This window comes from Evansella halocellulosilytica, from assembly GCF_002335745.1.
Lineage (GTDB): Bacteria > Bacillota > Bacilli > Bacillales > Salisediminibacteriaceae > Bacillus_CA > Bacillus_CA halocellulosilytica.
This window is the reverse complement of record NZ_NIST01000001.1, coordinates 3,377,891-3,402,389: the sequence shown is the minus strand read 5'-3', so window position 1 is coordinate 3,402,389 and position 24,499 is coordinate 3,377,891. Positions and strand designations below refer to the sequence as shown.

Here is a 24,499-nt window from a genome sequence, read left to right as displayed (position 1 = left end):
TTATACGAAAACAATGTAAGATATCGAACAGGAAAGCGAGCCAAAGTCCATTTTGATTTAGTTACCATGGTATATAATGGCATGAGATTAGCCAGCATGCGACTTGCTCAAAAACAAACTTCAACGAGTTTGGCAGCAGCTTAATAAAATGCAGGGAACCAGTGATTGTAGCGAAAGGTGCGAGACGCCTTCGGGAATAGCATTAGCTGAAGATCCCGCAGGGTGCTCTCCCCGAGGAAGCTGAAGCAATGCCCGAGGCAAGCGAGCGTCCTGAAGCGAAAATCAGCATCAATGTTAATAGATCGAATAATTTTTTAAAGGTATAACTTTTATTCTGAAAGTGTTTGCTTTTTTAAAAAAGTGAATTATGAAATTGGTTCTTATAAATAAATATAATAGTGAATTCAAAAAAAACATTCAGCATTTTTCTGAAGATACCATGAAAATCTTAATGAACTACGATTGGCCTGGAAATGTACGCGAACTACAGCATTGCATTGAATCTATCATGAATTTAACAGACGAAAAAATGATTACGCGAAATTTATTACCAGATTATTTATTTGAAATGAAGCCACGAACACTCCCTCTCTCAACAGGAAATATGGATAGTTTGAAAGATCAACTTGCTCATATTGAAAAAGAATTGATAAAAAGAGCATTAATCGACACGAACCATAATGTAAACAAAGCAGCAAAACGGTTAAAGCTACCGAGACAAACACTTCAATATAAAATTTCAAAATATAAATTAGATTAATAGCGCCGAAATTTCGGCGTTTTTTTTCTTAGTAACTTCATTTCAATATGGAAGAATTTTTTAATAGTCCTGTGAAAAAGGGTATAAATAGAGGTTATCCCTGAATGTTAAGTCTTTTCCTTCCCAGTTACAATCTTAGCTAATCAATTGGCATGACTTTTGCATTAAATATAATACGACAACAACATTCAGGGAGGAATATAAAATGAAGATGGACTTATACAAACCGGAACGTCATTGGAAAGAGTTTGATTTATGGAAAGATGTTCCGGATGAAAAATGGAATGATTGGATTTGGCAACTGACAAATACGATTCGAACATTAGATGATTTAAAACAAATTATAAACTTAACCCCTGAGGAAGAAGAAGGAGTAAAAATTTCAACAAAAACAATACCATTAAATATCACTCCTTATTATGCTTCACTCATGAACCCGGATGATCCGAGGTGTCCGATTCGGATGCAATCAGTTCCAATATCGCAAGAAATTCAAAAGTCTAAATACGACCTTGAAGACCCACTTGCTGAAGATGAGGATTCTCCAGTACCTGGATTGACGCATCGGTATCCTGATCGAGTATTATTTCTAGTAACAAACCAATGTTCAATGTACTGTCGCTACTGTACTCGACGCCGCTTTTCCGGTCAGATTGGAATGGGTGTTCCTAAAAAGCAGCTAGATGGTGCCATTAATTATATTGCAGAACATCCTGAGGTGAGAGATGTCCTTATTTCAGGCGGGGACGGTCTATTAATAAATGACCAAATATTAGAATATGTATTGAAGAACTTAAGAGCAATCGATCACGTTGAAATCATTCGCATCGGCACACGTGCACCGGTTGTATTTCCTCAACGGATAACAGAAAACTTATGCAATATTTTAAAGAAATATCATCCTGTTTGGTTAAATACTCATTTTAATACGTCTCTAGAAATTACTGAGGAGTCGAAGAAAGCATGTGAGATGCTTGCAGATGCCGGAGTGCCAGTTGGAAACCAAGCTGTTATATTAGCTGGAATTAATGATAGTGTAGAAATTATGAAAAAACTCATGCATGACCTCGTTAAAATACGAGTCAGGCCATATTACATTTATCAATGTGATCTATCTGAAGGAATTGGTCATTTTAGAGCACCTGTTTCAAAAGGACTTGAAATAATCGAAGGTTTGCGCGGGCACACTTCAGGATACGCGGTTCCGGCATTTGTTGTCGATGCTCCTGGAGGCGGAGGAAAAATCACGTTGCAACCGAACTATTTAATTTCACAAAGTACTGATAAAGTCATTTTAAGAAATTTTGAAGGTGTCATTACTTCTTATCCGGAACCGAAAAACTATATACCTGATACTGCAGAAGATTACTTTTATCAATATTATGAAAGAAAAGAACAAAGCCGTTCTGGAGTTGCAGCATTAATGAATGATGAAAAATTTAATCTCGTCCCTGACGGATTAAATCGGATCGACCGAAGAAAAGCTTATGAAACAGATGAATCACATCAATCATTAAAAGATCAAAGAGAAAAACGTGACAAAATGATAGAAAGAAAATGGAAAAAGGAGCAAGAGAGATACGCACAAAATGAAAATAATGAAAAAGAGCAAGCGTAAAAAAACTTGAATGGAAAAATAAAGGAGGTTAAAACTTTGGTTTGTAAGTGGTGTGAAGCTAAAGATGCGACCAACTCGTTAGAATCTGCTTACTGGGAACTTCCAGATGGAACACGAGCCGTTGAAATCACCCAAGTTCCATCCATTAAATGTCAAAACTGCGGCATGATTTATATTGAAGAATCGTTAATCGATGAAATTGAAGATCAATTTATGCTCATTGATACGAATAAATTAAGTAACGTTTTCTCGTATAAGGAATTAATGGAACAACCAAAATTATTAAAGAAAAACTATTTTAAAATATAGATAAAAAATCGAGACGACCATCAAATCGTCTCGATTTTCTTATTAACTGTTAATCGTTTTGTCCATACGTTCATGTCTTCAAAACCAGTTGATATAATGCAGTTATTTATTAATGTTCCTTCATATTGATAACCTAGTCTTTTAACTGTCATATTCATTCCGACTGACTTTGCTCTAGTAATCGAAAAGACGTGATAAATACCTTTGTTTACCAACTCTTTTTCTAAAGATAGAATCAACATATGTAATATCTGTTTTCCTCGATAATCTGGATGTACAGCGCAATCGGTAATTTCAGCGCTAAAAAAGCCAGTATCCATTGCAGAAGCCGCTCCAATGACCTTTTTACCGTCTTTAGCAACGATAAATGTATAATTCGATTCTTTTGCCTCTTTTAAATAGTTTGGGGCAAAAATATTCGTTGGATATTTTTCAAATACTTCTTGATAAAGCTGGGATAAATTTAACAAATCATCATCGTTAACGGTTTCAAGTATGAATTGATCGTCTTGGAAATTAGTGATACGTTTATCATCATTTTTTACTATTTCATGTACATGATTATTGTCAAGTATAGAACTTGACTGTTTTCTTTGCTGATGAATATATTTTGTTAATATAATCGCCTTTTCACCATTGAAAAAACCTGACATTTCAGCTTCAGCTTCAAAGTGAAGTTTTCTTAATGTTTTTACATGCTCCTGTGTTGTATATACGATCAATTTCCCAAACTGATCATTTTCTATAAACTCGTTTAATTTTTCTAATTCTGTATTTTCTAATGATGGTAAGTAAGCAACAACCCGATCATTTTTGACATCCGCATCCCACTGATTAATGAGCATAGCTTGCTCCTTTCTATACTATCTAGATTTATTAGAAGGATACCACTCCCTCTCGTTAGCGTTTAAATGATACAAGTTTCTTTTCAGTCATTTCTTGTACTGCATATTTAATTCCTTCCCTTCCAAAACCGCTATTTTTTACACCTCCATACGGCATATGATCGACACGGAAAGTTGGAATATCATTGATCATCACTCCGCCTACCTCGAGTTCTTCTGATGCAATAAATGCTTTTCTTAAATCCTGCGTAAACACTCCAGCTTGTAAACCAAATTCAGAATCATTCACTAGTTCAATCGCTTCTTCCCACGTTGAAAAACTGTTTACGATTACAACTGGACCAAATACTTCCTCACAAGAAACTTTTACATTTGCAGGGACATCAGCTAAAATCGTCGGTTCGACGATATTTTGTTGCGCTTTTCCCCCTGAAATTAGCTTAGCCCCATTCGTTATCGCCTCTTCGATCCAGGTCAAAACACGGTCTTTATCAGTTGGTGATATTAATGAAGAGACATTTGTCTGTTCATCTAACGGATCACCTATCTTTAAAGATTGAACCTGCTCTTTCATTTTTAATAACAGCGATTCTTTCAAATGTTCATGAACATAAATTCGTTGTAATGAAATACATACTTGGCCTTGGTAAACAAATGAGCCTGTCATAATTTGGTCAATGATATCATCTACGTTTACATTCTCATCTATAATCAACGCTGAGTTTGAACCGAGCTCCAATGTAACCTTTTTCAATCCGGCTTTATTTTTCAATTGAATCCCAACTTTTGGACTGCCAGTAAATGTTATAACATTTGTTCTAGGATCCGTGACCAATGTTTCTCCTATTACACTCCCTTTACCAGTTAGAACACTTAATGCTCCTTTTGGAAGTCCGGCTTTCTCAAACAATTCGGCAATTAGAAACGCAGAGAGTGGTGTTTGAGAGGCTGGTTTTAGAATGACTGGATTACCCGCAGCTATTGCAGGACCTAATTTATGGGCAACTAGATTCATCGGAAAATTGAATGGTGTTATAGCAGCTACCACACCTGCGGGTTCATGAATCGTATAAGCTGTTCTGTTTTCTCCTCCTGGTGCAGCATCCATATTAATGAATTCATTAGGAAGTCGCCTTGCCTCTTCACTTGCAAATTTATATGTCATGATACTTCTTGCAACTTCACCTCGTGCGGCTTGAATCGGCTTTGCAGCTTCATTAGCGATTGTCCTTGCACATCGTTCTCTATTCTCTTCGATTAATTTTGCTACATTATCTAATATGTCTGCTCTTTGATATGCCGGCATCTTTTTTAAATGTTTCTTCGTAAGAACTGCTGCATGAAGAGCATCATCTACTTCTTTTATTGATGCTAATGGAATTTCTGCTATCGTTTCTTGATTATATGGTGATCGTAAATCTTCATATTGCTCAGTCTCAATCCAGTTTCCCGCAAGAAATATTTTCTTTTTCATCGCTAATGCCTCCTTTTTACAACTTATGAATCTACTTACATTTCTTTGTTTTTCACAAGTGATAAAACTTCAATATCATTATCTCATTTATTTCCTTTATCAGCGACTGCTTTTTCTTTATTACACCATTTTAAAATTGTATTTGCTAAAATTTCAGAAAACTGCAACGCTTTCTCTACTTCAATGTATTCATTCGGAAAATGAGCCATGCTCGTAACACCAGGTCCAAAAACAATAGATGGAATGTTCGCAACAGAAGTGATTAACCCTCCATCTGTCCCCCAAGGGGAAGCTTCAATGATTGGTTTACGTTCAACAATATCCTCAAACGACTCCGTTAATATGTCCATTAAAGGGTGGTCAAGATTAATTGCTCCAGGTAGCCATCGTGCTCCATACCATTCAATTTCTACAGGATGATGAATAAACCAACTGTCTTTGTCTTTTAACGTATAAAGCCATTGTTCAAACTCTGCTTTCACTTCCTCTATGGTTTCCTCAGGAGAAATCCCGCACCTTCCTTCAATCTTCACTAAATCCGGAACAGATGATGGCCAATCCCCTCCTGCAATGACGCCAATATTTATCGGGATAGGAATCGGCATTTCAGAAAATAATGGATCCGTTATTCTGTCATTTCTAATGACTTCCAACTCACGGAGATGTTTTAAGACTATTTCAGATTTTTCAATGGCACTTACACCTTCATAACGTGTTCCTCCGTGAGCCGACATCCCTTTTACTTGTATACGAAACCACATGGACCCCTGTTGTTTCGGAAATATTTTCATATGTGTAGGTTCAGGTATGATCGCTGCATCACCAGTATAACCGTTTAATAATGCAGCAAGTGTACCAGCTCCACCGCTCTCTTCTTCTATTACACTATGAAAAATGATATCTCCTTTTAAAGGGATTTGACAAGCTTGAATGGCTTGCAATGCAAACAACATAGATGCATTGGCACCTTTCATATCTGTGGAACCGCGCCCAAATATTTTCCCGTTTTTATGAGCTCCAGAATACGGTTCTTCTTTCCAATCTTTTATATCTCCTTCAGGAACAACATCTACGTGACCATTTAAAATGATCGAGTGTCCATTTCCAGTTCCTTTTTTTACCCCGACAACATTAGGGCTTCCTTTAAAAGATTCACGCGGAGATATAAATGCTCTATGAGTCGTTAATTCTTCCCCTCCCGGTTCCCACATTTCGATGTCAAAATCCATTTTTTCTAGTATTTCATAAACCGTTCTTTGAATGCCCAATTCATTCATTTGAGTCGATGGATGCTGAATCATTTGCTGAATCATCTTAATTAACTTGCTTTCATTATGTTCCATCCAGTCACGTATGGTTTTGTTCATTGTGAGATGACCCCTCCATCTGATATCACTTTAGGTGATTCGTTTATTATGAGTGTTAGTCCTGTCTTCTCTTGCACTTTTTTAATCGTATAAGGTGCAAATACTTCTTTTAATTCGATTCCATCGTTTACGACTTTCATTACAGCCATATCTGTAATAATCATATGAACACATTTTGGTGCAGTTAAAGGTAGTGAACATTTCTTCACTACTTTCGGATTCCCATCCTTATCAGTATGGTTCATGACTGTAACGACTTTTTTAGCTTTTTGAGCTAATTCAATCGCTCCCCCCATCCCCGGCACACGTTTCCCTGGAACGATCCAATTTGCCAAGTCCCCCTTTTCACTTACCTCCAATGCTCCAAGGATCGTCATATCTAACAGCCCTCTTCTAATTAATGCAAAAGCTGTTGCACTGTCAAAAAAAGAAGCACCACTAGCAACAGTAATCGGTATTCCACCTGCATTACATAAAAATGGGTTTTCACTACCTTGTTCCGGAGTAGGTCCGGTTCCGAGTATACCGTTTTCTGCATGAAACATGATTGAACGATCTTTTACGTAGTTTGCTACTAATGTTGGGATTCCGATTCCTAAGTTAACGATCATCCCTCGTTTAATTTCCTTAGCAGCCCGCATTGCAATAAGATGCCTTACTTGCTTTCCCATGCCCATGTCCAGTTCACTCCCTTACTTTGAACGACATAATCTACAAATGCACCAGCTGTTACTACTTCCTCTGGGTCAAGCTCACCTGTTTCGACAATTTCACTTACTTCTGCTATAGTAATATCTCCTGCCATTGCAACGAGGGGGTTCGTATTCCTTGCACTTGTATCATAAATAAGGTTTCCAAAACGATCTCCTTTTTTCGCATAAACGATTGAAACCTCCGCTGTTAACGCCGGTTCTATTAAATATGGGAGTCCATTAATTTCGAATTTGTTTTTATTTTTTTCTACTATCGGATTATCTACACCTATATCGATGAGAACCCCTCCAAGCCCTACTCCTCCAGCCCGTATTTTCTCTGCTAAAGTGCCTTGCGGAAAAAACTCCACTTCTAAGGTACCATTCGTCATTTGTTTTCCTGCATTAGGATTCGAACCGATATGACTAGCTATTAATCGTTTAATTCGCTCACTCGTGACAAGCTTTCCAACGCCAATATGAGGGAATCCGGCATCATTACAAATTAATGTCAAATTTCGCACATTATTACGAATCATTTCATCAATGAGTGACGGGGGATTTCCAACTCCCCCAAAACCTCCTACCATAATCGTCATGTCATTTTTTATCAGTTTTCCTGCTTCATGAAGTGAAATTATTTTTGATTGATTCTTTACGTTTAATTCCACGTTAACCCTCCTTTTTAACCTGCCGTATGAAAATGGCCTTGTACTTGAAGTTCAACTTGAATGTCTTTGACGGTTTCTTCAAATATATGAAGGAGTCGATTAATTTCTTCTTTTTTTATTATTAGTGGCGGTGCAATAATGACAGCATCACCTGAGCTTCCTTCTACTCCAGAAGAAGCCGGATAAATTAATAGTCCTTTTTCCATCGCTTTTCTAATAACTTTCCTCGTTACATTCACTTCTTTTCTAAAAGGAAGTTTATTGAAATAATTTGAAACAAATTCTACACCTATTAACATGCCTTTTCCACGAACATCCCCTATTATCGGATACTTTTGTTGAACCCTTAATAATTCTTCAAGCAAATATCTCCCTAATTTTTCTGCATTTTGGATCAGGTTATTTTTTTCAATATATTCTAGTACGGCAACGCCAACAGCAGTAGATTGAGGATTAGCACTAAACGTATGCCCGCTCATGATCAATTTTGATCCGTTAAAGATCGGTTCCATTACTTTATCACTTATCATTGTTGCTGCTAATGGTGCATATCCTGCACTAATTCCTTTACCTAATGCCAAAATATCGGGAACGACTTTCCAATGTTCAATTGCAAATTTTTTACCGCATCTGCCGATTCCTGTCATCACTTCATCCGCAATAAACAAGATCTCATGATGGTCGCATATGGATCTTATTTCTTCGTAATATCCATTTGGTGGAACAACAGCCGCCCCTGATGCTCCAATGATCGGTTCTGCTATGAATGCAGCAATGTGTTCTGAACCAATTCGCCTAATGGCTCTATCTAATTCTTTTGCACACATTAGTTGACAGTCTGGAAATGATTGATTAAAAGGGCAGCGGTAACAATACGGCGGATCGACTGTTGGGAAGTCTTCAAGTAATTGTACAAACCTCTCCCTTCTTTCAATATGTCCGGACATAGATAATGCGCCGAGTGTAATTCCGTGATAACTCATCCATCTCGATATAACTTTTGTTTTTGTAGACCGTCCTTTTTCTTGCCAATATTGTAAAGCTATTTTAAGTGCTGTTTCTGTTGCCTCTGACCCGCTATTAACAAAAAATGACCAGTTAATCTCACCAGGTGCGATCTTCTTTAACATCTCAGCTAGTTTTTCTGCAGGTGCATTAGTAAATTGAGAACGATAAACAAAAGATACCGCTTCTGCTTGCTCTTTCATGACTTTGGCAATTTCTATAGCCCCGTGACCAATACTTGCAGTAACGGCTCCAGATGAGCCGTCGATATATTCTTTTCCATCTGTATCATACAAATAAATACCTTTTCCATATTCAGCACAAGGATATACGGTGTCTAGAATCGGCTTAATTAAATAACTTTTCCGCATGCGTCTCCTCCTTGTTCGATTAGTCGTTTATCGTGGGAAAAGTCATTTCCCTTCATGCGTATCGATCAATCTTGAAGAAATTAAGGTTTCAACTTAAACTGAATATAAAAGCTTTACTTTATCTTATTCCAAACTAAGTTTTCTGACTATTCTCCCTATTAACAAAAGTTCCATTCACATTTTTATACAAAATGTATAATAACTGTACGTTACAAAATGAAACGAATCTTCGAAGGAAGTGGTAAAGGTGTTAACAATACATGAAGCACTGCTATTACCAGCTTTAAAAGGAACAAAGCTCCTTGCCGGATCCCAAGGGATTGATCGAGCTATAAAATGGGTAACAACGATAGAAATCATTGAGGATATAAGCAGGTTTCAGACTGGTGAATTTATTGTCACTACTGGTTATGGACTAAATAGCAATAAGCGTTACGAAGAACGATTACTAGAACTAATCCGTGCAAACCGACTCTCCGGTATCGCTTTTTATACTGGCTTTTATATTGAAGAAATCCCAGAACGGTTTGTTTTTGAGGCGAATAAACGTTCCATGCCACTAATTGAAATTCCAAAAACGATTAATTTCTCAACTATTACAAAAGCAATCGTTGAACAAATTGGCAATGAACAAATGAGGCTTCTCGAAGATTCATTAAATATTCATAAAGAGATGACAAAACTTGCGCTAAGTAATGGTGGTTTAGAGGAGATCTTAAATAAGCTTAGCCCTTTAACTGATTCGAGTCTATTTGTTTTTGATGATTTAGGTCAATTGATTTCTTGTCATAATATTCATTCTGATCTACTGTCATGCAACGATAAGTCCATGACAATTGAATCCGAAACGAGAGACATCAATGAATTGTTACAAGAAAATGAATTTGGTGGGAAAAACAAAACTTTCAAATGGAAATCATTTTATTGTTTTCATACACCGATTAAAGCAGAATCCTTTACTTACGGATACCTTGTTGCATTCCACAAAAAGAATGTGTGGGCAGAAATGGATAACATCATAATGGAGCATGTTTCGACTCTTATTGGCATTGAATTAGTTAAACAATATGCAATCGAAGAAACAAAAGTAAGATTACGAGGAGAATTATTGGAAGAAATTTTGATGAAAGATCAAATCAATTCAGAAGCAGCGATTAAAAGGGGAAAAAAACTAGGGTTTAATTTATCTGCTCCTCATCAAGCAGTTTTTTTTAAAGTCATTCATCATAAAGATGAGCTAGTCGACAGTGATTGGAGTAATCACCTTCATTATATTGTTTCACAGACTTTTTCAACTACAGGGTATCAGCATATTTTATTACCGAAGATCGATGCACTTTTTGCCTTAATTGAAATTCCTGATGAAGATGAGCAACATATGAAAATTGATGGAAAACAGTTTTTAAAAAACCTCCAAGAAAGATGGCATTATCATTTTCGTGAACGTTTAATAATCGGTATAGGAAGATTGTATACATCTGTACAACAATTTTCTTTAAGTGCAAAAGAAGCTGAATATGCTGTTCAGTACTCCCATTTATTATTAGATGAATCTTCGGTTATTCATTATGATGATCTCGGGTTTTATCAAATGCTTATCCAAATGAAAGAGTCTGGTATATCCTTAAAGCAGTTTTACGAGTCACATTTAAACGGGTTAATTAATCAAAAACATCATAGAACCGATTTAATATTAACGTTAGAAACTTATCTTACGAATAATTGTCACATTCAACAAACTGCTGCCCACTTATATATTCATAGGCATACATTAAAATACCGTCTATCACAAATCGAAAAACGTACAGGTGTTAATTTGCAATCACCAAATGAACGGATGAATTTGCACTTAGCCATTTTAGCCTATAAATTCATACAAGCAAATGAATATTCAAATACGAATGTAACGTGAAAATTCACTCCATTTCGATTCCTTCAATGATAATTTGGCAGAAATCGTTCAAAATATAATTAAGTGCGTGTTCAAGCTATTACTGCCGGACATTTTGAACATCCTCTTAAAGAAAGGAGTGTTGTTACATTGAAATATAAATTAACGAAAGCAAAATTGCAAAGTCATTCTAAGCAGCACAAGGCAAAAAAAATGCATTATCAAGTTTACATTCCTGAACAAAGAGATACACAACCGAAAAACATTGAAGAAATTGACTACTAAAGCTGTCGAAATATGTTGTATAAAAAATCATTTTGACTAGTTTTTAGGAATCTATTCCACTTTCCTCAAGATTGTCCGATAATGATAAAAAGTCGTGCCACGGAGTGTTCATATGGAGCTTAAAACACAAATTGAAATGAAAAGAAATGAATTACTTTACCTAGCAAAGAGAAATGGTCTTAGCTGCGAGAAGACGATAAAGTGTTCAAAAGAGCTCGATCAATTAATTATTCATTATCAAGATCAATGCTCCATGAAAAAGTAAGAAACTGTGTCGAAACGATAAACGTGAAAGGTAACGTTCTTCTATTTGTGTTGCTTGAAGTTTTTGTCACAACAAAAAGTGTTGATGAAATTGGATAATCACCTGATTGACCTTTCATTTTCTTCGGAGGAGCATTCATAAATGAGATCAATAGTAGATAAATGACCTATTGAGTCAAACTTTGTGCTCTGTTATTCTTTTGAACCGAGTAGGCGTCGCCATTACTGACCACGCCTCTCACAGAGCACACACATGCGGATCTTCGCATGTGGCTCTTCCCATATATCCCTTTTAGAGATAACGTTCATCATAAACAGATGATAAACTAACGAGTCCAAGTTCTGAAAAGAACTTATTGTCTAGTGCCGCATGAACCATTGGACTTTTGGAACTTCGCCAAGCAAACATACGGATTCCTCTAAGGTTTTCTTCCCTCCATCCCTTTCTTCTCAGAAGGCGGTGGAGGTTCTTTATATGTCTCCAGCTTCTTAGTTGTACCATTCGTAACCGTCTTCTTATCCAGCTATCCCATACTTTGAATTTGTTCTTCACATTTCCATAACGAAAATAATTTGCCCAACCTCGAATGTATGGATTTAATTTGTCTTGGATAAGTAGTTGAATATCAACTGTTTGGTTTCGACGAGTCATTTCTTTCACTCGTTCCTTGAATGTCGCCTCTTTCTTAGGGTCTATTCTTCGAATATCTCCGATGAATTCATAGCCTAAGAATGTAAATGGCTCTTTGTTGGCGTTGACAACTTTAGTCTTTTCTTGATTCACAGTTAGACTTAGCTCTTCCTCAAGAAATCTTGAGACACTTCGCATAACTCTTTCTGCGCCTTTTGAACTTTTACAAAGAATGATAAAATCATCCGCAAAACGGACGATTCGGTGACCTCGCTCAGTCATCAGTTGATCAAGCTGATGTAAGTAGATGTTCGAAAGTAATGGACTTAGCACGCCACCCTGCGGAGCTCCCTCAGGGGTATCTTCGTATCGATCTCCTACCATGACACCTGCTCTGAGAAAACGGTGAATGAGTTTGATTATAGACCCATCTGTCACTCGTTTCCTTATTTGATGTTCCAGTTTATCATGTGGGATCGTGTCAAAGTAGGATTGTAAGTCGGCATCGATGACATAATGGTATCCTGCATTCAAGTGTTCAGTGACTTTGTCTAAAGCCATATGAGCACTTATTCCGGGCCGAAAACCATAGCTACACGGAAGGAATTCTTCTTCGAAGATCGGTTCCAATACATTTCGAAGAGAAGCTTGTACGATGCGATCTTCCACCGTTGGTATCCCTAGTGGACGTTGTTTCTTGCCATTATCTTTGTCGATCATCTTTCGTCGAACAGGTTTGGGTCGATATTGTTTATCTTTTAGCTTCTGTTGGAGCACTTCTAGATTGTCCTCCAGCTTTGCTTCATAGCCTTCAATTGTTACCTTATCAACCCCTGGTGCACCTTTATTCTTCTTCACTTGATAGAAGGCACTTACTAGATTCGCTTTCTTGTACACTTTGTCATACAAACTGTACCATACACGTCTTTTCATCTGTTATTCCCCTTACGCCATTGCTTTCGCTTCTTCCTTTGTTTCTGCTTCCCCATATAAATGTGATTCTACAAGGTTGATAGCTCACGGCAATAACTTGTGCATCTCATTTGGCGGTAGACGGTGTACCCTTCTGTTCCACCCTGGCATCAGCCCCCTTGGCTCTTGTCCAGCTTCTGTCTACTTCCGCAGTCATAAGTAAGCCTACTCACATTGTTCTTCTATGGGTCACGCCCTTCGCACGAATCCCTACCTTTTGAGTATAGGTTCGCAACTGTATCTATGTACAGTTTCACTCATGTGCTGTCCTCGCTACTGTCGCCAGTAGGTCTTTGGCATGTGCTTCTTCACTACTATGGTGATCTCTGACTTCTCCCTTTAAAGCTCATCCTGTGTCCTTGGCTTAGCCTTGTGACATCAGTACCTACTTTAGGAAGCAGGGAGATCTCAATGGGTCACATCATGTACTTTCCCTCTAACCCAGCCCTCATAACACTTTGAGTTTCTAACTATTCGGACTTTCTGTTGTCTTGCACAGTCATCCAACTCTCGTGCCAACATGGGATATCAGCTCTGTTCAGAGGTTTGCCTTCAGATCCTCCGCACGCTACTTCACAGTCAACGCACTACCTGTCAGCTAATGCTTGCCGGCTAGTCGATGCATTCGGGACTTTCACCCTTTAGCACATGTGCTGCCACTCGCGAAAAAAGGCTGTTGAGATGACTTTCTCAACAGCCAGAACAGAAGCTGGATTAGCTTCTGTTCAGATTGTCGAGAAACCCACACTTTTTGAGAAGTGCGGGTTTCTCTTTATTATTTTCGTCAGAAGAATTTGCTCACCCTACGGTGAAGAATGGCCGAAACCACCTCTTAGCTCGCTGAGAGGTGGTTTGCGATCTTTTTTATGTTCTGTGCTGCCGCTGTCATCAACGCTTGTTCTGATGCGCCCTTTAAGCTGCGTAACCGGCAGTAGCGAAGCCCGTGGAGCTGTTTGGCATCCGCGAAGCTTCGCTCAATGGTTTCTTTTCTTTTTTTATAGAGGAATTTCCCTGTTGCGGAAAGTCTATGCTCTCTCACTTTTTCCTTACTGTCTTCCCATACATCCCTTGTGAGAACTTTTTTATGATTTTTGGCTTTCGTACATTGGTTAAGCAGGGGATAGTTTACACATTCTGCAGGGTTTGAATGGTATTGACGATAGCCTTCGCGGTTCGTTGTAGCGTAAGATAAGGTGCTACCATTAGGGCATGTATAAGTATCCGTCTCTTTGTTATAGGTAAATTTCCACTTTGGCAAATACCCCTTTTTAGGTTTGAAGCGGCGATGTGCGATAACCCCCATAATATGGCGATCTTCTAACCCTTTACATAAGGGAATGGTTAAGTAGCCCGCGTCTAATCCGACAGCTTCCACATTAAAACCAAATGTCTTTATCTGACGGTCCAGTTGATTTAAATACGGCAGGGAATCATGGATATTTCCTGGTGTTAAATGAACATCAGTAATAATATTAAATTTCATGTCTGTTGTCCGATGGTCTAAAATAAAAGAACCCTTCGGGCTTTCCATCCCTGAACATATAGCCGCTTTCTTTATCTGTCGTACTGACTTTAATCTCTTTTTCTTTTACCATCTCTTCTCTTTCAGGTAAGGGCTTTTTTCCATGTGCTTTTCGATCCTCCTCAACCGCTTTATTTAGATCTTCTATGTACTCGCGTGTTTCAACTTGAACCGTCTTCTTAGTGAATTTCCGCTTATTTGCATTGGCTTTAAGGTGGGTAGAATCAGTAAATAAAGCTCTCCCGCCAACCATACGATGCTTCATAGCCAGAAGAACGGTCTCATCAAATATCTCTTGAAAAATGTCTGTTTCTTTAAACCGTTTATGCCGATTGAAGCTTATGGTGGAATGGTGAGGAACCGAATCAGTTAGACTTAATCCTAAAAACCATCGATAAGCAATATTTGTCTCAATTTCTTTTTCTAACTGTCTTTCAGATCGGATACCGTAAAGGTATCCAATAAACATCATTTTAAAAAGCATAACCGGATCAATTGGTGGGCGACCGTTCTTCACTGTAGTAAGGTTTTACTTTGTCATATATGAAGGAAAAATCAATTGTGGCATCAATTTTTCTTAGTAAGTGGTCGTCTGGGACTAACTGATCGATAGAGACCATTTCGAGTTCAACTTGTTTTGCACGAATGGGGCGTAACACACGATCACCTCACGAGTGGTTTTATCTATATTATACTATATTTACCTGAATAATCATATAAAAACGTTTCTTAGAACACCTAATACATCATTAACGTTGGTACCGCTCATTTGACTCATATTTTCTCAAGAATTAGCCTCACTTAAAGCGCGTTGAATATTAATTTTCCCATATCCAAAATAAGGATCAGCTCCGCCATCTCCTAAGTCATCACAAGTCGATCGAATCAGTTCATATACCTCATTATTTGACAAATCCGGGTTCACTGAACGTATAAGTCCTGCAAGTCCTGCTACATGAGGTGCAGCCATTGATGTCCCACTCATCATGACATATTCATTATTAGGATACGTGCTCGGAATATGTTCTCCTGGTGCACTAACATCAATATGATTTCCGAAATTCGAAAAGATCGCTTTTTCTTCGTAAGCATCTGTTGCTGCTACAGTTAATACTTCTTCATATGCTGCTGGATACATCGGTGTTTCCACATTTTCATTACCTGAAGCTGCGATCATCACAACATCATTTTCATAAGCATATTTTACGGCTTCATACATTACCTCTGAATCATGACTATCACCTAAGCTTAAATTCATTACTTTAGCTCCATTGTCCACTGCCCAACGAATCCCTTTGGCAATCGTCATCGAATTTCCTTCTGCATTGTCATCTAACACTTTTACTGCTAATATTGGGTTGTTCCAAGAAATCCCAGCTACACCGTCTTCATTATTCGTAGTTGCAGCTGCGATTCCAGCAACATGTGTTCCGTGACCGTGCTCATCATAATAGGCAGAGCTTCCTTCAAATGCATTAAACCCATCGATGATTCTTTCACTAAGGTCAACATGCTCTGGATCAACTCCGCTATCAATTACCGCAATGGGAACTTCCTCTTCTCCTACTGAAATTTCCCATCCTTTTTCTGTTTGTATCTGTGCTAAATTCCACTGATAAGGGTCGTAAAATTCATCATTTGGTCCATTATTATTTTCAAATAAATCAACCGTATCATTTCCTCGGTGTTTTCGCCTCGTAGGATGTTCTGCCTGTTTCGTATAAGTAAAATTCGGTTCCATATAGATGATTGTCGGGTCACCTGCCCATTCTTCCATTAATGATTCTGTCGTGCGCTCGTTTTCTCTTACAAGCAGAGCATCGCTGAACTCATCAATTATTTTAACATCATGTTCTTTAGCCCATTGTTGATGGTCTACACCATCTTTCAATTTAACTAGAATTTCTCCTTGTTTAAAATGATCTTCTTCTAACTCTTGTGCATCTTCTTCACTTTGTACATATAAACTCCACCCTAATTCCGGTATCTCTTTTCTTGAGTAATTTTCTTCCATCTCTTCTTCATTCATTCCGACATTCATTTCCTCATCGCCAATAAAAAATTGCCCATTGGCATCTGTTAGTGCAGCAACATCTTTTATAAAATTTTCAATAAATGATAAATCCAATTCTGCAAAAAATAGATGACTGTTTAATTCTTTCCCCATATACATTCTTTTCGTACCTTTATGGATAAACGGATCAGACATTTTGATACCATTATCTTTAGACCTCGTTAGTTTTTCATTTGGGTTTGTCGGTACATCTGTTAAATCGACATCATATGTTAATTTTCCATGCTCATATAATGCAAAACCTTCAATATGAGGATGTTCCTCAACAAAATCATCTAATTTTTCAATTGTACTTTCGTCTTGCATATCCATTCCAGACCATCTTTCTAATTCCTCTTCCATTTGGTGCAGGAACATGTCAATAGACCCAGATAAATCCTCAGCCATTATTTCTGTCATCGCTGATGATAACTCATCTCGTTCGGACGTTTGCTGCTGTAATGGATGATCAGATAAAAACCATATTCCTAATACACAAAATAAAACGATACTGAAAGCAATCGTTAATCGAATGATCTTTCTCATGTGTAATACTCCCCTCTAATATCACCTTGCCAGTAGGTTACCCAACGACTAGAAGACATATGAGGAAAATTAAAACTTTTATAAAACTCCGAATTCTTAATAATGGTGTTGATATACCATTCATCTACTTTCTTACCGCAGATTCAGGGAAACGTTATTATTTATTCTAAAGAACAAAAGCGCAATCGCCTTGTCTCTTCCACTGCTAGTTAAGCTTTATAGCTTATCCGGCGAAACAACTCGAAGCCTACTCGTCATGAATCGCTCATCGCTGAGCTAGACACAAAATCCATTTTGAGAACCTATCAGCAGGGTCTAACTCAATCGTTACCTGCCCAACAAAAAAAGCTGGTTCATAAAAGACCAGCTCTTTCACCAATATATGCATATAATATAGGTTTTTTCCGAAATTTAATACGTATAATATGGTGAAATTAAAAGATATACGATAACACCGGTTAAACTTACATAGAGCCATAATGGCATTGTCCACCTCACCCATTTTTTATGAGTGTCCCTAAGATCCTTATATCCTGTAAAAAAGCTCATGAGTGCTAAAGGGACGATGATCGCAGCCAAAATAATGTGGGTCACTAATATAAAATAATAGAAGCCAGCCATTGCGCCAGAACCGCCATAAGTCGTCGATTCCGCTAAAAAGTGATATGTAACATAAGAAAGAAGAAAAACCGTTGTCGTACTAAACGCACAATAAATAAAACGTTGGTGAACGATTACATTCCCTTTAAGAATAGCAATTAGTGCACTAATTAAAAAGATAAACGTAAAGCTGTTTAAGATTGCATTTAATAAAGGTAATTGGGTTATCCAGAATGGCAATTGGCCTTCATAACCTGGAAGAAATGATAACGCAACAACTAGTGCATTTACGATAACCGTTACGACTATTACTGTTTTTACGTGGTGATGGACAAGTTTATTCCAAAATTTCATTGACATTACTCCTATTCAAATTACATGTGCTAACAAATACCAAAACAAAGTATACATTGTTCTATTAATGAAATAAACAAGATAACGAACGATCTTATGAAAATTTCGTGACACATTCATAAAAGTACATTTATAGGGAGAAATAAAAAGAGGGCTGTCCTAAGTGAACTGCCCCTTGCTAATTATTATATTCTTTGTAAACCACAGGCTATGCCTGTGTGAAAATTCCTTTAAAGGTTGTATTCGTGAGATCTCTTTAAAAGTAACGAATAGTTGGAAGGTATACTGTGCTTCTTCCTCTGCAAGATTAATCGAAGAAGAGAATGCGTCGAAGCAGCTCGTAGAGAATTCAGCGAAGAATCGCTCGTTGCTCCTGCGGTTACTCGTCGCAGAAAAACAGTGCTCCTGCGCCACTTTGTTTGCTCGTCGCAAAAGTATTTTTTTACAATTTTGATGGATCAACTTTATTTACCTTTGTATTACGTTTGTTTTGTTCTAACTTTTCTAATAACTGGTTTACATCGTTTTTATCTTCCTTTAGTCCAAAAACTTTTCTCTTTTCTTTTTTTAACAATCGGATTAATAGCATCTTTTCTTTTTCCGTCAAAACCATACTCTTACACCCCTTAATATAAATCAGGCCTACCTATTATTCTATCATGACTTTTAGGAGATGTTTGACATTTCACTTTCTGAACCTTTCATTATTTGCCGGCTTTTTAACGTAATAATCAATATTAATAAAGCAGCAATGATAAACAACGTTGATGAAAAGTAAAATACGACAGCTATTGAAAAGGATCCGGAAATAATTCCGCCTATGACAGGCCCAAGCACATTTCCTAAAAAACGGAAGCTCTGATTATACCCTAACACTTCACCTTGAATAGATAACGGGGCTTTACGTCGAATATACGCTGTTGCACATGGAATAATACCTCCTATTTGAATGCCAAATAAAAAGCGTAATATAATAAGCTGCCATATATTTGTGACAAAAGCTTGTGGTAAAAATAAGAGTCCACCGAGAAAAACACATATAATCAGGACTTTTTCATGTCCGATACGATCACCTAGACTTCCCCATGACCTAGTTGCAATTAAGTTACCTAAACCCGTGACAGAAAAAGCAAGGCCAGCTAAGAAAGCAATATTTTCAGCAGCAAGTAATTGATTAACGTATAAAGCAAGCTGTGGTTGGATACTAAAATTAGCTGTCTGAACAATTAATGAAACAATCATTACCATAACAAGCATTGGCGTTTTAAAGATAAAGCCTATGACTTCTTTCATACTTCGTTTTTCCTGACTGGATTCATTTTCTTTTATGATTGTCTCTTTAATTCCTACGACTACTAGTGTTGTCGCCAGTCCTATTATGATTGCGGTAATAATAAATGTGTACGTAAATCCGAAATGATCTGCTAATGCCCCACCAATTAAGGGACCAAATAACCCGCCTGAAACAGTACCCATTTGTAAAGTTCCAAGCACTCTTCCTGCAGCCTCTTTTCTTGTTTGCGTCGATATTAATGCCATTGACATCGGAATAAATCCAGTGACAATTCCCATGAAAAAACGTAAGAAAAATAATCCCCATACAGACTCAACATAGCCCATAAGAAAGATTGATAGACCTATCCCATAACCTGTAATGATTAAGATTTTCTTTCTTCCGAATTTATCCCCAAATCTGCCCCATAGTGGTGACACAGCAAAGGCAACTAAAAATGTAATACCAAAAACAAACCCTGCCCATCGTTGGACATACGCATCTGAAAAGTTGCCAAACGTTTCTATATATAAAGACAAAAATGGTAACACCATCGTAGCACTTGCAGCAACAAAAAAATTTGCTATCGCCATGATCAGCAAATTACGTCTTTCTATCGAAATGGTAAGCACCTTCTCTTTTTATTTCGTTCCTCTAATAAGTAGTATACCGAATTATCTAACAAATGAAAAGGAATTGATCTTCATCAATCCCAATTCATAATCACTTTTATGTTTTTTTCATTACTATATATGTTTTAACTGTCATTTTTATTTCGAAAACGAATCATCAAAATAAGGATGAGCACAATGATCGATGCAATAAAAAAATATAAAAAAGATCGAGCTAAAAAACTAATAAACATGAAAAATAACAACACCGCTATCATCCGAGAGCCTTTTTGTCTGTTCATAAAGCACCTACTTTGAATCTGTTTACGTTGCTTGTCTAATATTCATATTAGTATATTAACGATATAACAAGAAAAGCGCAAGGCGCCCGCCTATCGGCGACACTCTTTACCTGCGACGAGTAATCGCAGGAGCACTGTTTTTCTGCGACGAGTAACCGCAGGAGCACTGTTTTTCTGCGACGAGTAACCGCAGGAGCAACGAGCGACTCTCCGCTGAATTCTCTCCGAGCTGCTTCGACGCATTCTCTTCTTCGATTACACTTGCAGAGGAAGAAGCACGTAGTCTGCGACGAGTAATCGCAGGAGCACTCTTTTTCTGCGACGAGTAATCGCAGGAGCAAGCGCTGCCTCTTCCTCTTCTAGCATGGCTATGTGGTTATATCCGTCAACCGGGCAGTACGCCACGTCCTGTGGCATGCCCGGCATTAGGACGTCCTGTCCGTCGAGACAACTCGCAACATAAGATCTTCGGCTAAAAGCCCCGCGTCCTGCGGGAACGCCGAAGTCACCACATCCGTGTGGAAGCTCGTGTAGTTAACGCTCGTGCCTGAAGTCTAGACAGTAATCGAGAGATTGATATTTTATACTTTCTAGACAAAAATAAAGAGCCTTCTCTTAGAAATAGGATTTTTCTAAAATCAGACTCTTCGTTCGTACTCTTGTTTTATTTCTGGTGATTGTCCAGAAAATCTAAAATTGTCTTATAGACTTCAATTTCGTTTGCTTTTTTCGAAAATCCGTGTCCCTCATCATCTAACACTAAGTATTCTACATCTGTCCCTTGCTTCTGCAATGCCTCTACAATTTGATCAGATTCTTCTTTAACGACACGTGGATCGTTAGCTCCTTGAATAACAAGCATTGGTTTCGTCATCGTTTCTAAATATGTGATTGGTGAATCCTTCCTTAATCGGTCCTCATCACGTATTGGATCTCCCAACCATCGTTCCATTAATGGTTTCCAATGTTCAGGTACAGATTCAATAAATGTAAATAAGTTTGATACACCAAAAATATCAACGACTGCACGGAAATATTCAGGATGTCTTCCAGCAAGTAACAATGTCATATAGCCACCGAAACTGCCTCCTAGAACAAATAATTTTTCTCTTTCACACTTCCCTGTGTCGAACAACCATTCGATAGCTGCTACACAATCGAGGCGAGGTCCTTCTCCCCAATCTTGTTCAACAAGCTTTTTAAATGAAGAACCATATCCTGTACTCCCTCGAAAGTTAGGAGCAAATATTGAATATCCACGATTTAAAAAACATTGAAACATCGCTCTGAAGCTTTTACGCTCTGCTGCTTGGGGACCACCGTGCGGCCAAAAAATAACATGACCATTATCGTTCTCAGGTTTTGCCTTAAACCATAATGCTTCAATCTCTTTCTCGTCAAAAGTCGGATAATATATTACTTCTGGTTCAGTCATTTCTGACTCATCTATACCTGGTACTTTATTTTCTGTCAACTTCTCCCATTTTTCACCATTCGATAATCGGTACATATTAATCGGTTCCGTTGCACTTCTGCCTAATATAAACAATGTGCCTGATTTTGAAACCTTTATTTGATCAAATGTCGTAATCGGACTCAGAATTGGTCTTGGTTCCTCTTTTCCATCTTCAATAATATAAAGTAAATCTTCTACGCCTTTCTCAGTGTATAGAAATAACCTTCTAGACTCATTGTCCCATTCGATCCCTTCGACACTTTGATTATGAAACTTTGCAAACGTAGTTCTCTTTCCTGTTTTAATATTAAATTTAACGACATAAGAATATTCAGCATGGTCATTTGTTACGTACAACAATTCATCGTCAGAAATGAATACTCCTTGATTAAATTCGTGTACTCGTTCAGGATCTTCACTTAGTGTAGTAATCGTATCATTTTCTAAATCATGTAAATATCCGATTTTATACGTATTCCCTAACATCTTTATCGTTATTAAGTATTTTTCACTAGGCGATACGTTACTTATAAATGTCGGGGCATCCTCGCCAGTATATAATTGTTTGTGCTCATCTCCTTCAATATCATAAACATATCCATTTAAAAATTGAGGATTCCCTTTGCTCGTTACATAATAAAGTCGATTACCATCCTCACTTAAATGAGCATAATAAAATTTATCATCCTCTCTACTTTCAATCAGTTTCTTTTTCTCCCCCCCGTTATACGGGAAAGCATAAATTTTGTAATTTTCATCACCATCTTTGTCAAAACCACCTAATACAAACCGCTTTTTAGGATCGTCCTTTAAAAAATCGCACGATTGTTCAGTATTTGCAAACAAGTAAGGAAAACCGTTGCATAAATCCATAGCCCATACATTCATTTTTCCATTTAAATTTGTTGAGAAAAGCACCCTGTTTTCATCATGAGAAACTGTGAAATTTGTAATCGTATACGTCCTAAAGAACTGTTCTACACTTGGCTTTTTAAATGAAATCATAACGATTTAACCCCCCTTAACTTTTGATTATTCAGAATTTTATTTCCGTTATTATTGTACGTTATTAAGAGTGTAAGAAAAACCACCATTAGGTGGTTTTTTTCTCCATCGGAGGTCTTACTAATGAATCGTCAATAAATGATCGTAACTCCTCAAAATGCTCTCTAGCCTGTTCATAACCATGATCATACAAAGCTTGAAGGCGGTCTTTCCTTCGCTCGATCCTCGTAACTTCACGTAAATCTTCCGGTCTGAAAACAAAAGCTTTTCCCTCTTTTTCAAGCTGTTTAACTTGCTCAATTGTATCGTTGTATGTTTTGTAACGGTTTTCTACAATATTTATCAAACCAGGGTAATTTTTATATTTTTGTTTAAACCACCATTTTCCACGTTTAACAGGTTTTTTAACATACCCCTCACATTGGGTTAAGATAATAACATGTTTTTCATTACCATCAGCAAGCGATTTATTTATTGGGATTGGTTCACTAATTCCTCCATCAAGTAACGGTCGATTGTTATGTTCGATAACAGGTGCAACCATCGGAAGTGAACATGATGCTCGAAGAATTTTATTTAATTGGTCGGCAAGCTCATTTTTTTCATAATAAAGTGTTTCCCCAGTTTTACAGTCTGTCGTCCCAATATAAAATCTTTGTTTTGATTTGAAGAAATTATCATAATCAAATAAATTTTCTTTATTTGGAATTCGATCAAAGATGAGATCCATATTAAAAAGTTCACCGTTTCGAATTAAACGTTTAAAAGAAATATACTCAGGGTGACCTGCATAATCGACAGTCACAGCTTTATTGCGTCCTTTCTGCTTTGAAATATATGAAGACGCATTACAAGCACCTGCAGACACGCCGACTATATAAGGAAAATGAAGGTTTTGTTCAAGAAAGTATTCAAGGATTCCTCCAGTATATACTCCTCTCATACCTCCGCCTTCCAAAACAAGTCCAATTCTTACCAATTCCCTCACCCTCCTAGTTGACTGTCCATCTTTTTATTTTAGCGAATAGCTCGAAAATCCTCAACGAAAATAACTCAAACAAATGGGGTCATGCAATTATTTATTGAAACAATTTTATCGTACATAGAATGTATTACCTTATCGATTAATACTTATAAAATATAAATTGTTTCAAGGGAGGTGGATCTTTTAAATTGAGTGAAAAAATGGTGTTACTATTGTCTGATACACTTGGAAATGGCGAGAGGTCTTTAGGAGAAACATTGTTAGAAAGCTATTTTACTTTACTCAAAGAAGAACCACCTGCTGTTATATTCACAATGAACCGTGGCGTTTTAACGTTAACCGGTCAATCTTTATCATCTATTCATTTGAAGGAACTCGAAGAGCTTGGAGTATTAATATTAGCCAGTAAAACATGTACCGATTTTCACAACGTCACTCATTCATTACTCTTAGGTCGCCATTCTAATATTAAAGAATGGGTAAAATTATCAAATGAATTTGATGTCATCACATTAAGGTAGGTTCGTTTGGAAAGTGGCATCAAATAAGAAGCTGACTAAAAAAGTTTTGAACTATTGCGGACAGACCTTCTATCTTTATGTATTCGAAATCGTATCGGCGGACGTTTTCACTAAAG

21 protein-coding genes and 1 pseudogene are annotated in these 24,499 nt (G+C 37.4%); 7 read left to right on the top strand and 15 right to left on the bottom strand.

The genetic code is table 11. The annotated features are described in order from the left end of the window. Positions 1–367 precede the first annotated feature (367 nt). The 3 genes from CD001_RS16355 (at position 368) to CD001_RS16345 (ending at position 2,687) form a co-directional block, all read left to right on the top strand. Positions 368–760 (top strand): helix-turn-helix domain-containing protein, encoded by a 393-nt coding sequence (locus CD001_RS16355; protein WP_096188715.1) that lies wholly within the window; start codon positions 368–370, stop codon positions 758–760. A 205-nt stretch (positions 761–965) separates the two neighbouring features. Continuing rightward, positions 966–2,378, top strand: a complete 1,413-nt coding sequence (gene kamA, locus CD001_RS16350) for a lysine 2,3-aminomutase (protein WP_096188714.1) — start codon at positions 966–968, stop codon at positions 2,376–2,378. 36 nt (positions 2,379–2,414) lie between these two features. Continuing rightward, on the top strand, positions 2,415–2,687 hold the full coding sequence (locus CD001_RS16345; RefSeq protein WP_096188713.1) for a YokU family protein: 273 nt from the start codon (positions 2,415–2,417) through the stop codon (positions 2,685–2,687). Between the two features lie 20 nt (positions 2,688–2,707). Here CD001_RS16345 and ablB read toward each other — a convergent pair whose 3' ends face one another. The 6 genes from ablB to CD001_RS16315 all read right to left on the bottom strand — a co-directional run bounded on the left by ablB (position 2,708) and on the right by CD001_RS16315 (position 9,112). Beyond that, on the bottom strand, positions 2,708–3,532 hold the full coding sequence (gene ablB, locus CD001_RS16340) for a putative beta-lysine N-acetyltransferase (protein WP_096188712.1): 825 nt from the start codon (positions 3,530–3,532) through the stop codon (positions 2,708–2,710). Positions 3,533–3,587: 55 nt separating this feature from the next. Next, complete coding sequence (locus CD001_RS16335) at positions 3,588–5,006, bottom strand: aldehyde dehydrogenase family protein (RefSeq protein ID WP_096188711.1); 1,419 nt, start codon at positions 5,004–5,006, stop codon at positions 3,588–3,590. A gap of 83 nt (positions 5,007–5,089) precedes the next feature. Beyond that, positions 5,090–6,373 carry a peptidase gene (locus CD001_RS16330; protein WP_096188710.1) on the bottom strand — a complete coding sequence of 428 codons (1,284 nt, stop codon included), beginning with the start codon at positions 6,371–6,373 and terminating at the stop codon, positions 5,090–5,092. After that, positions 6,370–7,050 carry a 3-oxoacid CoA-transferase subunit B gene (locus tag CD001_RS16325; RefSeq protein WP_096188709.1) on the bottom strand — a complete coding sequence of 227 codons (681 nt, stop codon included), beginning with the start codon at positions 7,048–7,050 and terminating at the stop codon, positions 6,370–6,372. Before CD001_RS16325 ends, CD001_RS16330 begins: the two co-directional genes overlap by 4 nt. After that, complete coding sequence (locus CD001_RS16320) at positions 7,029–7,706, bottom strand: CoA transferase subunit A (protein ID WP_257009988.1); 678 nt, start codon at positions 7,704–7,706, stop codon at positions 7,029–7,031. Before CD001_RS16320 ends, CD001_RS16325 begins: the two co-directional genes overlap by 22 nt. A 44-nt stretch (positions 7,707–7,750) precedes the next feature. Further along, positions 7,751–9,112 (bottom strand): aspartate aminotransferase family protein, encoded by a 1,362-nt coding sequence (locus CD001_RS16315; protein ID WP_096188708.1) that lies wholly within the window; start codon positions 9,110–9,112, stop codon positions 7,751–7,753. A 247-nt stretch (positions 9,113–9,359) separates the two neighbouring features. Between CD001_RS16315 and CD001_RS16310 the strand changes: the two genes are divergently transcribed. The 3 genes from CD001_RS16310 (at position 9,360) to CD001_RS16305 (ending at position 11,553) form a co-directional block, all read left to right on the top strand. After that, on the top strand, positions 9,360–11,024 hold the full coding sequence (locus CD001_RS16310) for a PucR family transcriptional regulator (RefSeq protein WP_179298782.1): 1,665 nt from the start codon (positions 9,360–9,362) through the stop codon (positions 11,022–11,024). Between the two features lie 129 nt (positions 11,025–11,153). Then, on the top strand, positions 11,154–11,288 hold the full coding sequence (locus tag CD001_RS26940) for a hypothetical protein (RefSeq protein WP_257009837.1): 135 nt from the start codon (positions 11,154–11,156) through the stop codon (positions 11,286–11,288). 112 nt (positions 11,289–11,400) lie between these two features. Beyond that, complete coding sequence (locus CD001_RS16305) at positions 11,401–11,553, top strand: aspartyl-phosphate phosphatase Spo0E family protein (RefSeq protein ID WP_096188706.1); 153 nt, start codon at positions 11,401–11,403, stop codon at positions 11,551–11,553. A 291-nt stretch (positions 11,554–11,844) separates the two neighbouring features. Here CD001_RS16305 and ltrA read toward each other — a convergent pair whose 3' ends face one another. From ltrA to CD001_RS16270, 9 genes and pseudogenes are all read right to left on the bottom strand, one after another. Beyond that, on the bottom strand, positions 11,845–13,116 hold the full coding sequence (ltrA, locus tag CD001_RS16300) for a group II intron reverse transcriptase/maturase (protein ID WP_096186455.1): 1,272 nt from the start codon (positions 13,114–13,116) through the stop codon (positions 11,845–11,847). 871 nt (positions 13,117–13,987) lie between these two features. Beyond that, a pseudogene (locus CD001_RS16295) lies at positions 13,988–15,336 on the bottom strand (IS1182 family transposase). Positions 15,337–15,461: 125 nt separating this feature from the next. Beyond that, complete coding sequence (locus tag CD001_RS16290) at positions 15,462–17,276, bottom strand: S8 family peptidase (protein ID WP_096188705.1); 1,815 nt, start codon at positions 17,274–17,276, stop codon at positions 15,462–15,464. A gap of 411 nt (positions 17,277–17,687) precedes the next feature. Next, a complete protein-coding gene (locus CD001_RS16285; RefSeq protein WP_096188704.1) occupies positions 17,688–18,230 on the bottom strand; it encodes a DUF420 domain-containing protein in 543 nt (180 codons plus the stop codon). A gap of 442 nt (positions 18,231–18,672) precedes the next feature. After that, positions 18,673–18,843 carry a hypothetical protein gene (locus tag CD001_RS26490; protein ID WP_179298781.1) on the bottom strand — a complete coding sequence of 57 codons (171 nt, stop codon included), beginning with the start codon at positions 18,841–18,843 and terminating at the stop codon, positions 18,673–18,675. A gap of 53 nt (positions 18,844–18,896) precedes the next feature. After that, the gene (locus tag CD001_RS16280) at positions 18,897–20,096 is read right to left on the bottom strand and encodes an MFS transporter (RefSeq protein ID WP_096190648.1); all 1,200 of its coding nucleotides are present in this window, start codon (positions 20,094–20,096) and stop codon (positions 18,897–18,899) included. 575 nt (positions 20,097–20,671) lie between these two features. Beyond that, positions 20,672–20,842, bottom strand: a complete 171-nt coding sequence (locus CD001_RS26485) for a hypothetical protein (RefSeq protein ID WP_179298780.1) — start codon at positions 20,840–20,842, stop codon at positions 20,672–20,674. Positions 20,843–21,080: 238 nt separating this feature from the next. After that, the gene (locus CD001_RS16275; protein WP_096188703.1) at positions 21,081–22,877 is read right to left on the bottom strand and encodes a S9 family peptidase; all 1,797 of its coding nucleotides are present in this window, start codon (positions 22,875–22,877) and stop codon (positions 21,081–21,083) included. Positions 22,878–22,965: 88 nt separating this feature from the next. Further along, positions 22,966–23,865: a patatin-like phospholipase family protein gene (locus CD001_RS16270; RefSeq protein ID WP_407081110.1), complete on the bottom strand. Its 900-nt coding sequence runs from the start codon at positions 23,863–23,865 to the stop codon at positions 22,966–22,968. A gap of 185 nt (positions 23,866–24,050) precedes the next feature. Between CD001_RS16270 and CD001_RS16265 the strand changes: the two genes are divergently transcribed. After that, a complete protein-coding gene (locus CD001_RS16265; protein WP_096188701.1) occupies positions 24,051–24,383 on the top strand; it encodes a transcriptional regulator in 333 nt (110 codons plus the stop codon). Positions 24,384–24,499: the final 116 nt, after the last annotated feature.